Genomic DNA, 14,302 nt, shown 5'->3' with positions numbered 1-14,302 from the left:
AGTGTTTCGTAAAGTAGAGCTTTAATTCTGCCAGTTTTACCTATAATGCAATTCGATTTCAAAATGTAGTTAAGGTGTGATTTATGAAGCAGTTATTACGCGGTGTTGGCATTGTTTTGGGGTTGTGTTTTGTTTCTGCTGTGCAGGCATTACCGACTCCAACAGGAAAGGTCATTTTGACCGTGACGGGTAATATTTTAAATACAAACACTGCAGAAGGAACCGCTGAGTTTGACCGTAAAATGTTGGTAGATTTGGGGATGGTTGATCGCCAAACAAAGACGCCTTGGAGTGAAGGATCTAATCTCTATCAAGGGCCATATTTAAGATCGTTAATGGAAGCGGTTGGTTCTCAATCTGAGACCCTGTCGGTAAAAGCGTTAAATGACTACAGTGCTTTGGTGCCAGTTCAGGACGGTTATGAGCATGATGTTATTTTAGCCATGGATATGAACGGTAAAGCTATGAGAGTGAGGGACAAAGGGCCTCTTTTTATTCTTTATCCGTTTGATCAAGATGCGAGTTTAAATAACGAAGTTATTTACAATCGTTCCGTTTGGCAAATCAAATCCATCAATGTTGAGTAGCATTTGATGCGAAACTCTTTTCTGAATATTTTCAGAGTACTCGCCAGCAAAAAAGTACAGCCTTTGTTCTGGTTGGCGAGTGTTGCGCTTGTCTTCATGGTTTTTTCTATTCTGGTTTTCTCGGAACTCTACAAACATCAAAAAAAGATCATGTCGGCCGCGGAAGAGGATGCTTTATGGGCTTCTTATCAGCTTGATAAGGAGCTGATGAACTTTAAAGAGTCTCTTCGTGTATTGGAGGAAGATTATTCGAATGAAAATTTAGAAGAAACTCAGTTGAGCTTCGAGATTTTGTACAGCCGAATAAATATTTTAAGAAATGGGAAGCTAAAGGCTCTTTTTAACCGCTCGCCTAATGCTGTAGGAATTTTAGAGGTGATTCGGAATAAGTTAGATGAAATGGATGTGGTTGTTTTTTCTGACGATGCACGAATAGATGTTACCTACTTGCTTAATGAAAACGATTTGCTGATTGATAAAACAGAAGCTTTTATCTTGGAGACATTGGGTTTCAGATCTAAGGAAAAAGAAAGAAATAGAGAAAACTCGATCAACCTTCTCTTATACCTTGGTAGTTTAATTGGTCTTCTTACTGTCTCGGTAATGTTTATCATCTACTTGCTTTTTAAACAGTTGAGCTTGGTAAGGCGCTCTTATCAAAAATCCCAGAAACTGACTGTTGAACTAAAAGAGGCTGTTGAATCTACCAAAAAAGCATTAATGGCTAAGAGTGAATTTTTGGCGACGATGAGTCATGAGATAAGAACACCGATGAACTCGATTATTGGCTTTAGTCATTTGTTATTGAGCGGTGATATTGATGATAAGAATAGAGAAAAGGTCAATAAGATCCAAAAGTCGGCAAACAGTTTACTTTCTATTATTAATGAAATTTTAGATTTTTCAAAAGTAGACTCAGGTCTGATGAGTTTAGAGAAAGCACCTTATCATATTGATGATGTACTAGAGCATGTTTATCAAATTCACTTTCATTCAGCTAGAAAGAAAGGGCTTAGATTTAGTATAAGTCGAGACTTTTCTATTCATGAGGTTTTAATTGGAGATAAAGCACGATTAGAGCAAATACTAATTAATATTATTGGTAATGCGATTAAGTTCACTGAGTCAGGTTTTGTGGATGTTAGACTTGCTTTAAAAGAAAACCAGAATCTTATTATCACCGTAAAAGATACAGGTATAGGTATTAGCGAGGGTGTTAATGTGTTTGATGTTTTTCAACAAGCAGATAGCAGCACGACTCGTTTGTATGGCGGAACTGGCTTGGGTCTTAGTATCACGAAAAAACTACTTGATCTTCTTGGGGGTAGTATAAGTTATGAAACCTCAAGCGTTTCAGGCACTGTGTTTACGGTATCTATTCCATATCATCCAGACACTACTCATTCTCCAGTTTCTTGTGAAATATCGGTTATCCAAGAAGATGTGAGAACAATTGAAACGGTTAATGCCACTTGCTCTGATAATGTTTTTATTTACGGCTCTAGTGAAGCTTGCTTTTCAAAATCTCCTGTTTTGGTTGATTTCCAATGGTTGCAAGAAACGGCAGGTTTGCCTAAAGATGCTGAGACTTTTCTAAAAAGTAATGGGGTCTTTTTTAATCTTGATGGTGAACAGAAAAAAGATATTTTGAGCACAGATCTAGTTACGCCTAAAAATATATGTGCGGAGTTTAATAAAAAAGAAACGCTTACGGCTTGTCATAAAGAAAGTAAAAAGAAAGAAGATGAAGACAAAACGCTTCAAGGTAAGCGAATCCTTTTAGCTGAAGATAATAAAACAAATGCGAGCATAGTTACTGCAATTTTAGAAAAGAAAGGTGGGTTAATTGACTGGGTTGATAATGGGAAAAAAGCTTATGAAAAAGTGATTTCCGCTGATTACGACCTGATTATTATGGATATTAGAATGCCTGTTATGGATGGTTACGAGTCGAGTAAGAAAATCCATGAGAAATTATTAAATGAAAGGCCTCCAATTCTCGTATTGACCGCAGACGTTATTAAAGTCAATGAAAGTGGCGTTGATTTTTATTTTGATGATGTTTTGTTTAAACCATTAAATCCGAATGTTTTGATGGAGAGAATTAAATCTCTTCTACTGCCTTCTGATAAAGAAGAGAAAATGGATTTAGGGTTAATTGAGAAAGACTTAACTTCTCTGGAAGGGATGCTCCAAGAGGGAAGGTCTGAGTCTGAAGAGTTGATAAAGAAAATAATAGAAATGAATGCGGAGTGTGATCATATTAATCTTCTTGAAGAAGCAGTGAGAGACATCTGTAGTTATGATTATTATGACGCTTTATCTAAGATTGAAAAATACAAACAACTTGTTTTTAAAGCAAGTTAAAAGGAAATTACTTTGAACAGTGTGATTGAAAGCATAGAAAAGGATTCGCCTTTAAAGCGAGTTTTGATTGTTGATGATGTGCCTGAAAATATTGATGTCTTGAAAGATATTTTATCGGATAACTATCATGTGCAGATAGCGAAGAGCGGCAAGATTGCTTTGGATATCGTCAATCGATCTTTGCCAGATATTATTCTATTAGACATTATGATGCCTGAAATGAATGGCTTTGAAGTGTGTGAAAGATTAAAAGCATCACCTAAAACACAGGATATCCCTGTTATTTTCTTAACGGCTGTAACCGATGCCCAACATGAGCAAAAAGGTTTTAGTGTAGGATGTGTAGATTTTATCACTAAACCCATCACTCCTTTAACAACCTTGTCACGTGTAGCTGCTCATCTAAAGCTTGCTGAAATACATTTACGCAATAAAGAGCTGATAAAGCGTAGAACCAAAGAGTTGGATGATGCTCTGCGCTCTGCTGTTGGTATGATTGCAGAAGTAGGGCAGTTGAACGACACAGATACTGGAATACATATGTGGCGTATGGCAGATTACAGTGCGGCGCTTGCTAAAAAATTGGGTTGGAGTTCGAGAGACGTTGAGTTACTCAAATTAGCTGCGCCCATGCATGATACGGGAAAAGTTGGAATCCCAGATTCGATTTTAAAATCTCCTAATAAATTGACGGAGGGTGAGTGGGATGTCATGCGTCAGCACACAACCATAGGTCATCAGATTTTAGAGAAAAGCGAAGCGCCTTTATTTAAGTTGGCAGCCGAAGTCGCGCTTAATCATCATGAGAAATGGGATGGTTCCGGCTATCCATCTGGACTTGCTGGCGATGAAATTCCATTGGCGGCTCGTATTGTTGCGATCGCAGACGTATTTGATGCTCTAACAATGGAACGGTCTTACAAGCGGAGTTGGTCTATTGAAGAAGCGTTTGCGCACATAAAACAAGATGCAAATAAACATTTCGATCCGCATCTCGTTGAATGTTTCTTATCCATAGAAGAAGAGTTACGTGATATTAAAGAAAAATGGAGTGCAGTAGCTCATTGATTTAGTGATTTACTGCGCAGCACTTTTTGTATTTTTTTCCTGAGCCGCATAAACATGGATCGTTGCGGCCAATGTTCATTTCGGCTGAGTTAACAAGAGGTGTATTTTTTTGAACCTCATGCTCACCAGCAATGTAAAACCACTGACCTTTTACCTTTTTAAAAATCGAACGCTCGCTCAGGCGGCCAATGTGTTTGCCCTCTTTAAAGTGCGCTGAAAAAGCAACAACGCCTGTTTTGTCTTTTTCTAGGCCGTCTTCCGTGCTGTTAATTTCCAGTTTGATCCATTGTGTGTGGTCATTGCTGTCTTCAATGTCGGCAGCTGTTTGATCTGGTGCTTCTTTCAGTTTTTGCGTTGCCGCAATGTATTCGAAATTGCGAATGGCGAAAGCAGTATAACGAGAACGCATAAGTGTTTCTGCTGTTGGCGCAGTGCCTGGGTTATTGTGGTACATACCACAACACATTTCATAAGGCCTGCTTGTACCACACGGACAATTTACCGGGATTGGCATAGATAAACTCCTCTCATCGCCAAATACGCTTTAACAAATAAACTTTAAGGTGCGTATAATACCTTTTTATTTAATGGCTAACAGGAATTATTTGTGACCTCATCGGGCCCTACTTCATTTTTTTGGTTTGATTTTGAAACAACCGGAACGGACCCTGCGAAAGATCGCCCAATGCAATTTGCTGGGATTCGAACAGATCTTGATTTTAACCCCATCGGCGAACCTATTATGTTTTACTGCCGATTGGCGGAGGATGTTCTTCCTCAGCCAGAAGCCTGTTTGTTAACTGGGATTAGCCCGCAAGACGCGAACCGAGAAGGTTTGTGTGAAGCTGAGTTTATGCAAGCAGTAGAAGCCGAATTGTCTTTGCCTGGCACTTGTGCACTTGGCTACAACACAATTCGCTTTGATGACGAAGTGGTTCGTTACGGCTTTTATCGTAACTTCATTGACCCTTATGCAAGAGAATGGCAAAACAACTGCTCCCGTTGGGATGTGATCGATTTAGTTCGTATGACCTATGCAATGCGTCCAGAGGGAATTGTTTGGCCAAAAGATGAAAACGGTCAGGTTTCCATGAAACTTGAAGCTCTGACGAAGGCGAACGATATTGCCCATGAGCAAGCCCATGATGCGCTTTCTGATGTCTATGGCACGATTGAAATAGCTAAATTAATTCGAGAAAAACATCCTAAGTTATTCAATTATTACTTCAAAATGCGCCAAAAGCATGAATTACAACAGTTTATTGATGTTGCGCGTTTAAAACCTTTTCTACATATCTCTGGTATGTTCGGGCAAGCAAAGCATTATTCTGCTTTTGTTGTGCCGATTGCACCTCATCCAACGAATAAAAACGGCGTGATTGTTTATGATTTGATGGCTGACGCTCAACCTTTAATTGATTTGAGTGTGGATGAAATTCGTCATCGAGTGTTTACTCGTCAAGAAGAGTTGGGTGATCTTGAACGGTTGCCATTGAAGGTGATTCATTATAACCGCTCGCCTGCGGTTGCTCCGGCAACGTTTCTGAAAGACGAAGCGGTAGTAAAACGTCTTGGATTAGATGGGGCTGTGTGTCGTCATAATCTTGCCATGATTAAAGGGCACACTGAGCTTGCAGTAAAACTCAGCTCTGTATTCATGCAAGAAGAACGTCCGATCTTAAAAGATCCTGATGTAATGTTGTATTCGGGTGGTTTCTTTTCTCGTGAAGATAAAGCGCGTATGGAGACGATTCGTTCAACCCCACCGCACGCTTTATCTGAATTGGCTATGTCGTTTGATGATCGTCGTTTGCCGGAAATGTTGATGCGCTATATTGGGCGTAATTACCCAGAACAGCTCAGCGAGCAACAAAGAATGGAATGGGAAGAGTATCGACAAATTCGTCTGCTTGAAAAAGACGGTGGCGGCTCAATTACAATGGACCAGTATTTCGATCGACTTAATCATATTGCTCAAACACCTGATTTGCCTGCAATGAAGCAAATCATGCTGCAAGATTTGGCGGATTACGCTCAGAGTATTTACCCAATAGCTTTGTAAGGAATTGGTATGAACGAACAACATAATAAAGGGCTTTATTGGCTGGTTGGCTTGGCTGCCTTTGTTATCATTATCGCAGCATTAAAAGAAGCTTCTCAAATAGTTGTCCCTTTTATGTTGTCTGTTTTTATCGCTATTATTTGCGCACCCGCTATGTCTAGCTTACGCCGCCGGAATGTCCCAACCTGGCTTTCTATTCTGTTGGTTGTGATGCTCATATTGTTTGGCATTAGTTCTGTTGCTGTTTTGGTTGGGGCGTCTTTGGATAATTTCTCCAGTCAGCTTCCTAATTACAAAACCCGTTTCGCAGAAGAAATGTCTAACTTGATTCAGGTGGTTAATGGTTTCGGGCTGCAGATTTCTTATGACCAAGTTAAAGGTTATGTTGACCCTTCTTCTTTAATGCAGATGGTTGCAAATGCGTTAAGAGGATTAGGTGGCGTGCTAACCAACCTGGTGTTGGTGGTGATGATCGTGATTTTTATTTTATTTGAAGCGGTTGAGTTACCTAAAAAGCTTTCATTGGCTTTTAACGATAATCCTAAGTCGATGGATAATTTAGAGTCCTTTGTCAAATCAGTAAATCGTTACCTAGTCATTAAAACTTTACTCAGTATCCTAACGGGCGTGCTGATTACCTTTTGTATGTGGGTTTTAGGTGTGGACTTCCCAATATTGTGGGGTGTGTGTGCTTTCCTTTTAAACTTTGTTCCTAATATAGGTTCTATTATTGCGGCAGTGCCAGCCATCTTGTTGGCTTTTGTTCAGCTGGGCAGTTTATCTGCTGGGTTGGTTGCTGGTGCGTTTGTACTGGTTAACTTAATTGTCGGTAATGTAATCGAGCCTCGTTATATGGGACGAGGATTAGGTTTATCTACTTTGGTGGTTTTTCTTTCTTTATTACTTTGGGGATGGGTATTCGGCCCTGTTGGTATGCTGCTTTCAATTCCATTGACCATCATTATGAAACTGGCATTTGAAGCCAATCCTAAAATGCATTGGTTAGCTGTATTACTTGATTCTAAAGTCGAGGATGAGAAAAGTTAGTTGGCAGGTTTATGTTGTCAATGAGTCTATCTTATTTCTAATACTTCCTAGCTTATTTCGGTTTTATTGTATATACTTCGCAATCGGTTTTCCTCCGAGAATTTCTAGAGAATTTTATTAAGGCATGTAAATGATTACAGGCCTTATCCTCACCAAAAAAAGGTACTAATTTACATGTCTGATGCTGATACTCAGCCTACATTTGATTCGTTGGGTTTAATCGCCCCTGTTCTTAAAGCGGTTGCTGACTTAGGTTACGAGCAACCATCTGCTATCCAAGCGCAAAGTATTCCATATCTATTAGAAGGTCGAGACCTTTTGGGGCAAGCGCAGACGGGTACTGGTAAGACAGCAGCGTTCGCGCTACCGCTGTTGTCTCGCATTGATGTTACAGATAAAACGACCCAATTACTTGTCTTGGCTCCAACCCGTGAACTTGCTATTCAGGTTTCTGAAGCATTTCAAAGTTACGCACGTAACCTTCCAGATTTTCATGTTCTGCCTATTTACGGCGGCATGTCTTACGACACTCAACTTCGCCAACTAAGACGTGGTGTGCAAGTTGTTGTTGGTACACCTGGTCGTGTTATGGATCACATTCGTCGTAAAACATTGAAGCTAGAAGGCCTTAAAGCCCTAGTTCTCGATGAAGCTGATGAAATGTTACGCATGGGCTTTATCGATGACGTTGAGTGGGTTCTTGAACAAACTCCGCCAACTCGTCAGATCGCTTTGTTCTCTGCAACAATGCCTTCAGTGATTCGTCAGGTGGCAAATCGTCATTTGAATAATCCAAAAGAAGTTAAGATTGTTACTAAAACATCGACGGCAACAACCATCACTCAAAAATACTGGCCTGTAAGTGGCTTGCATAAGCTAGATGCTTTGACTCGTATTCTTGAGATGAACGAACACGATGGCATGATCATCTTCGTTCGTACGAAAGCGGCAACAGTTGAATTAGCTGAAAAGCTAACAGCTCGTGGTCACGCTTGTGAAGCGCTAAATGGTGATATCAGCCAGAATTTACGTGAGCGTACCGTTGAACGTATCAAAAAAGGTCAAATCGACATTCTTGTTGCGACTGACGTTGTGGCTCGTGGTTTGGATGTAGAGCGTGTTAGCCACGTTGTAAACTACGACATTCCATACGATACAGAGTCTTATGTTCACCGTATTGGTCGTACTGGTCGTGCGGGTCGTTCTGGTACTGCAATTTTGTTTGTTGCGCATCGTGAGCGTCGTATGTTGCAAGCCATTGAGCGTGCAACACGTCAGCCAATCGAAAGTATGACATTGCCTACAGCTTCTGACATTAACGCTCAGCGCGTTGGTCGTTTCAAGCAACGTATCACTGATGCAATGGATAATGAAAACCTTGATTTCTTCCTAGAGCTTGTTCAAAGCTACCAGAAAGAAAATGAAGTGGATCCATTGAAAATGGCCGCTGCTTTGGCTCATATGGCACAAGGTAAAACACCATTGTTGCTATCTGAAATGGAAGTTCGCCAAGAGCGCAGAGAGCGTCGTGATGATCGTGAGAACTCTCGCGGTGACCGTGGCGATCGTGCACCTCGTGAACGTAAAGTTCGTCCGGTAACTGCGGAAGCTATGCCGTTAAAAGACGATCCAAATACGTCAATGACGCGTTACGTAGTTCAAGTTGGCTACAGTGCAGGTGTTAAGCCTGGTAACATTGTTGGTGCGATTGCAAACGAAGCTGAAATTGAAAGCCGTTACATTGGTCACATTGAAATCTACGAAGATTTTGCAACAGTAGACTTGCCAACAAACTTGGATTCAGGTGTGTTAGGTAAGCTAAGCAAAACTCGTATTTGTGGTCAGCGTACTGATATTGCTAAGTTGGAAAATGCAGATGAGCTGAACAAGCGTGCAGCATCACCATCTCGCAAGCGTCCTTCTGGTGACCGTCGCCCTGGCGGCCGTTCAGGTGGTGGCCGTGGTCGTGATAATAATCGCGGTGACCGTCGTCCAAGAGCACCTCGCAAAGACAGTTAATTCGTTAAGTTAATACTTGATAACCATAAAAACCGAATCTTTTGAAGATTCGGTTTTTTTATGTCTAAAGAGTAGGGTATTTGGCGCTGCTACTTCTTAGTAGATTCTGGTAATATGCTCCTGCTTTTTCCCTTCCCAACCAAAAAGGCCAATGATGAACGAAATTACTATAATCAAGCCAGACGATTGGCATTTACATTTTCGTGATCAGGACATGTTACTTGAGACTGTTCCTGCAACCGCTCGTTGTTTTGAACGTGCAGTGGTGATGCCAAACCTAGTCCCACCTGTGACGACTGCAGACCTTGCATTGAGTTATAAAGAACGCATCTTGGCAGCGCGTCCAGAGGGCAGTTCGTTTACTCCGATCATGACGATTTACCTTACGGATAAAACCAGCGTTCAAGACATTAAAGACGCGAAAAAAGCCGGTGTCTTGGCTGCAAAAATGTACCCGGCTGGAGCAACAACTAATTCAGATTCTGGTGTGAACTCCCTTGAATCCCTTTACCCAGTATTTGAAGCCTTGGCCGACAATGATATGTTGTTATTGATTCATGGTGAAGTGACGCAAAAGCACATAGATATTTTTGATCGTGAGAAAGAATTCATTGATCAGCACATGGTCAATATTGTTGAGCGTGTGCCGAATTTAAAAGTGGTGTTTGAACATATCACCACAAAAGACGCGGCAGAATTTGTTATGTCTGCGCGAGAAGGGGTTGCTGCAACCATTACACCACAACATTTGTTGTTAAATCGTAATGACATGTTGGATGGCGGTATGCGTCCGCATAACTATTGTTTGCCAGTGTTGAAGCGCAGCACTCACCAAGAAGCATTGCGCGCTGCGGTGAAATCAGGTTCACCTAAGTTCTTCCTTGGTACGGATTCAGCGCCTCATACAAAAGAGCGTAAAGAATCAGATTGTGGTTGTGCTGGTTGTTACAGTGCTTGGTCTGCATTAGAACTGTACACGCAAGTGTTTGATGAGCTTGATGCGTTAGATAAGCTGGAAGGTTTTGCCAGCCTTTATGGTGCGGACTTCTATGGCTTGCCTCGTAATACAGAAACGGTAACTCTAGTACGTGAGTCTTGGGAAGTGCCAACCAGTATTACTCTGCCAAATGGTGAGCCGATTGTGCCATTTTTTGCAGGTAAACCTGTTGCTTGGAAATTGAAAGGCAAATAACAAGTAGCGACTGTTAAAAACAAACTGGGCGTAATGAAAACGCGCTCAATAAAAACTGAACTTAACTCATGAGCTGATTCATTGAGTGGTTCAGTTTTTTTATGGGAAATAAAAGGCAAATAGGTTTATTTGTCATACATTTGGCAGTGTTTTAATTGGCGTTAAATCCCTAATATTCTGCTGTTTTTATAATGTTAATCAGGGACATATAAGGCAAAAAATGCTCTAATGAGGCTTTGAAAATCCCCCGCTGAAACGGAGTTAATTGATGGAAAATCATTCAGTTTCTTTATTGCTCAACACCTTAGATCTTGTCACGCTTTTTTTCTTTTTTGCCTGCTGGTGGGGGTATGCTTTATTTGCTCAATATAATTCCAAACGACGCGCCTGTTTGGTGAGTGTGTTGCATCAATTTAGGCTTGCGTGGATGTCTCGTTTATTAAGACGAGATAACCGAATTGCAGATGCATCGGTTATGGCAAATTTAGAGCGCAGCAGCTTATTCTTTGCTTCCAGTAGCTTGTTGATTATTGCTGGCCTGTTTACCGCGTTTAATTATTCTGAAAAAGCTTTAGGTATTCTTTCTGATTTTTATTTGTTAGCGCCAATGAGTCAGCAAGAATGGGAATTGAAAATCATCGTTTTGGTGGTGATTTTTGCTTATGCCTTTTTTACCTTTACTTGGTCTGTTCGACAGTACAATTTTTGCTCTGTGTTGGTGGGAAGTGCGCCTTTAGCAACGGAGCGAGGAATCGAAGAAAGCGAGCGAGAGTTGTATGCGAATCATATGGCACAGATTTGTAGTCTTGCGGCCAACCAATTTAACTATGGATTAAGAGCCTATTATTTCGCAATGGCGTTTTGTGGTTGGTTTCTTAGCCCGTATTTTTGTATGGCGGCGAGCTTGATGATTGTGGCTGTTCTTTATCGTCGAGAATTCCGTTCCAAAACCTTTAAAACATTAAGCCGTGGACTGGTTATAAAATCTCATGCTTCCTAATTTTCCAAAGCCTGTTTCTGAAGATAATAAGCCGGTTAATCGTACGGTTAAAGTAGACGATAATTTATATCAATATTTGATTGATGTTTCTGTGCGAGAGTCGGAAATATTGACTGCGTTAAGACGAGAAACCGCTCAATACCATATGGCGAGAATGCAGCTTTCTCCTGAAGTTGGGCAATTTCTTGCTTTGTTGGTTAAGTTGCAAGCGCCAAAGAAAATTTTAGAAGTGGGTGTGTTTACAGGTTACAGCACTTTATCGATGGCGATGGCAATGCCAGAAGAGGCTTGTTTAATCGCGATCGAAAAGAAACAAATGTGGCTGGACATTGCTACGAACTATTTAGAGCAAGCGGGCGTTAGAGATAGAGTGACGACGTATTGTGAAAAAGCCTTGCCGGTGATGGAGTCTTTTCTTGAGTCTCAAGCAGAGACATTTGATTTTGTGTTTATTGATGCCGATAAGCAGAACTTGGTAGCGTATTATCATTTGAGCAAAAAGCTGATTCGAGCGGGTGGATGCATTGTAATCGATAACACGCTTTGGTGGGGGAATGTGGCTGACGAGTCTTTTACCGATAAAGACACTTGTATCGTGCGCGAGCTAAATCAAATCATTCACCAAGATAATGACGTGGAATTATCTCTTCTGCCAATAGGCGATGGCCTAACCATCGTTCGAAAAAAATAATGACATTCCTGCATTTTTCACATTACCCATAAATTTATTGTGACTTTTTCCTTTTTTTGATTCATCAGCCTCTTGAAATTGCTTCAAGAGGCTTTATTTATGGAGCACAAGTGAAAAGAAATACACCTTTGGACTTGGTTCAAAGGTTCATTCAAATAGGAGCAAGCTATAACATGGCAACTGATACTCAAAAAGAAACGTTAGGATTCCAAACGGAAGTAAAACAACTACTTCATTTGATGATCCATTCTTTGTACTCAAACAAAGAAATCTTTCTAAGAGAGCTTATCTCTAACGCGTCTGACGCAGTAGACAAGCTACGCTTTGAGTCTGTCGCTAACGCAGACCTTCTCGCTGAAGACCCTAACTTACGTGTTCGTATTGAATTTGATAAAGACGCTGGCACTGTCATCATTGATGATAATGGTGTGGGTATGTCTCGTGAAGAAGCCATTACTAACTTAGGTACGATTGCTAAATCTGGTACTTCTTCTTTCCTAGAGCAATTGAGCGGCGATCAGAAAAAAGACAGCCAATTGATTGGCCAATTTGGTGTTGGTTTTTATTCTGCTTTTATTGTTGCGGATAAAGTAACGGTTGAAACACGTCGTGCAGGCGCAGCAGAAAGCGAAGCGGTTTGCTGGGTGTCTGATGGTTCTGGTGAATTCACTATTGAAAACATCGACAAAGCCACTCGTGGTACGCGCATTACATTGCATTTGAAGTCTGATGAGAAAGACTTTGCGGATAACTTCCGTCTACGTTCTTTGGTGACTAAATATTCAGATCACATTTCTATTCCAGTTGAAATGGAAAAGCCTGTTTACCCAGAAATGGATGAAGAGGGCAATCCTAAGCCAGTAGACGAAACCAAAGCACCTGAATTTGAAGCAGTGAACTCTGCGAAAGCTCTATGGACTCGTCCTCGTAATGAAGTGACAGATGAAGAATACCAAGAGTTTTACAAGCATATTTCTCACGACTACCAAGAGCCTTTGAAATGGTCACACAACAAGGTAGAAGGTAAATTAGAATACAGCAGCTTGCTTTATATCCCATCGAAAGCACCTTACGATCTTTGGAATCGTGATATGCAGCGTGGGCTGAAATTGTACGTTCAGCGTGTGTTCATTATGGATGAAGCGGAAGCGTTCCTTCCTCCGTACATGCGATTCGTAAAAGGTGTTGTGGATTCTAACGATTTGTCTTTGAACGTGTCTCGCGAAATTTTGCAGAACGACAATGCGGTAGATTCTATGCGCTCTGCATTGACTAAGCGTGTATTAGATATGCTTAGCAAAATGTCGAAAAACGAGCCAGAAGATTACCAAAAATTCTGGAACGAGTTCGGTAATGTCATCAAGGAAGGTCCTGCTGATGACATGGGCAACAAAGATAAAATTGCAGCTCTATTGCGCTTCAGTACGACAGAGACAGATGCGCCTGAGCAAACAGTTTCTTTGGCTCAATACATTGAACGTATGAGCGAAGGCCAAGACAAAATCTATTACATCTATGCGGAAAGCCATAACACGGCGAAAAACAGCCCGCATTTAGAAATTCTTCGCAAGAAAGGTTATGAAGTTCTACTGTTAAGTGATCGCATTGACGAATGGATGATGTCGTCTCTGCAAGAGTTTGAAGGTAAGTCTTTCCAAGATGTAACCAAAGGCAAACTTGATTTAACAGATCAAGAAAACGAAGAAGAGAAGAAAGAAAAAGAAGAGAAAGCGGAGCAAATTAAACCATTGCTTGACCGCATGAAAACTGTGCTAGAAGAGAAAGTAGCTGGAGTGAACTCAACGGCTCGCTTAACAAACTCTCCTGCATGTTTAGTGGTGGGTGAGCATGACATGGGCTTGCAAATGCGTCGCTTACTTGAGCAAGCTGGTCAGCAGCTTCCTGACTCTAAGCCAACATTGGAGGTGAATCCAGATCACCCGATTGTTGCTAAGATGAATGAAGAGTCTGATGAAGATCGTTTTGCAGACATGGCTTGGCTGTTGTTTGAACAAGCTACTTTGTCTGAAGGTGGTCAATTAGAAGATCCTGCGACTTTTGTTAGCCGTATGAATAAGCTAATTGTCCAACTGAGCAAATAAGCGAAAAGAAAGCTTACTTTCTTTATAATCAAGGCCCGTATTTGGAAACGAATACGGGCCTTTTTATTTTTAGAAGTCGGAAGGTTTGCTTCCTAAAATAAAATCGTTTAGCGTAAAGATTCGTTCGGTCAATTAGTGTTACGGAAAATACTAAGACGGAATGCAAT

Annotated in this window: 11 protein-coding genes; 10 read left to right on the top strand and 1 reads right to left on the bottom strand. The window is 41.0% G+C overall.

Annotated features, from left to right (window positions below):
• Positions 1–83: 83 nt before the first annotated feature.
• From AC0L46_RS01410 to AC0L46_RS01400, 3 genes are read left to right on the top strand one after another with little or no spacing between them, the layout of a single operon-like run.
• Positions 84–587 carry a putative pterin-binding protein gene (locus AC0L46_RS01410; RefSeq protein WP_473505219.1) on the top strand — a complete coding sequence of 168 codons (504 nt, stop codon included), beginning with the start codon at positions 84–86 and terminating at the stop codon, positions 585–587.
• Positions 588–593: 6 nt separating this feature from the next.
• The gene (locus tag AC0L46_RS01405) at positions 594–2,954 is read left to right on the top strand and encodes an ATP-binding protein (RefSeq protein WP_473505217.1); all 2,361 of its coding nucleotides are present in this window, start codon (positions 594–596) and stop codon (positions 2,952–2,954) included.
• Positions 2,955–2,975: 21 nt separating this feature from the next.
• Positions 2,976–4,022 carry an HD domain-containing phosphohydrolase gene (locus tag AC0L46_RS01400; RefSeq protein ID WP_473507077.1) on the top strand — a complete coding sequence of 349 codons (1,047 nt, stop codon included), beginning with the start codon at positions 2,976–2,978 and terminating at the stop codon, positions 4,020–4,022.
• 1 nt (position 4,023) lies between these two features.
• Here AC0L46_RS01400 and AC0L46_RS01395 read toward each other — a convergent pair whose 3' ends face one another.
• Complete coding sequence (locus AC0L46_RS01395) at positions 4,024–4,536, bottom strand: YchJ family protein (RefSeq protein WP_317003785.1); 513 nt, start codon at positions 4,534–4,536, stop codon at positions 4,024–4,026.
• A gap of 93 nt (positions 4,537–4,629) precedes the next feature.
• Here AC0L46_RS01395 and sbcB point away from each other — a divergent pair, with 93 nt between their 5' ends.
• The 7 genes from sbcB (at position 4,630) to htpG (ending at position 14,135) form a co-directional block, all read left to right on the top strand.
• Complete coding sequence (gene sbcB, locus AC0L46_RS01390; protein WP_473505215.1) at positions 4,630–6,084, top strand: exodeoxyribonuclease I; 1,455 nt, start codon at positions 4,630–4,632, stop codon at positions 6,082–6,084.
• A 9-nt stretch (positions 6,085–6,093) separates the two neighbouring features.
• The gene (locus AC0L46_RS01385; protein ID WP_473505213.1) at positions 6,094–7,131 is read left to right on the top strand and encodes an AI-2E family transporter; all 1,038 of its coding nucleotides are present in this window, start codon (positions 6,094–6,096) and stop codon (positions 7,129–7,131) included.
• A gap of 174 nt (positions 7,132–7,305) precedes the next feature.
• Positions 7,306–9,150, top strand: coding sequence for a DEAD/DEAH box helicase (locus AC0L46_RS01380; RefSeq protein ID WP_414681929.1), 1,845 nt, complete (start codon positions 7,306–7,308; stop codon positions 9,148–9,150).
• 154 nt (positions 9,151–9,304) lie between these two features.
• Positions 9,305–10,342, top strand: coding sequence for a dihydroorotase (pyrC, locus tag AC0L46_RS01375; RefSeq protein WP_473507075.1), 1,038 nt, complete (start codon positions 9,305–9,307; stop codon positions 10,340–10,342).
• Positions 10,343–10,610: 268 nt separating this feature from the next.
• Entirely contained in the window at positions 10,611–11,342 is a 732-nt protein-coding gene (locus AC0L46_RS01370; protein WP_414681928.1) for a DUF599 domain-containing protein, read from the top strand.
• On the top strand, positions 11,332–12,033 hold the full coding sequence (locus tag AC0L46_RS01365) for an O-methyltransferase (protein WP_473505211.1): 702 nt from the start codon (positions 11,332–11,334) through the stop codon (positions 12,031–12,033). The genes AC0L46_RS01370 and AC0L46_RS01365 overlap by 11 nt, the downstream gene beginning before the upstream one ends.
• Positions 12,034–12,206: 173 nt before the next feature.
• Positions 12,207–14,135 carry a molecular chaperone HtpG gene (htpG, locus tag AC0L46_RS01360; protein ID WP_473505209.1) on the top strand — a complete coding sequence of 643 codons (1,929 nt, stop codon included), beginning with the start codon at positions 12,207–12,209 and terminating at the stop codon, positions 14,133–14,135.
• The last annotated feature ends 167 nt before the right edge of the window (positions 14,136–14,302 follow it).

The organism is Marinomonas sp. 15G6-16, from assembly GCF_055809555.1.
The sequence above is the reverse complement of the archived record's forward strand: the minus strand, read 5'-3'. Positions and strand labels throughout refer to the sequence as shown.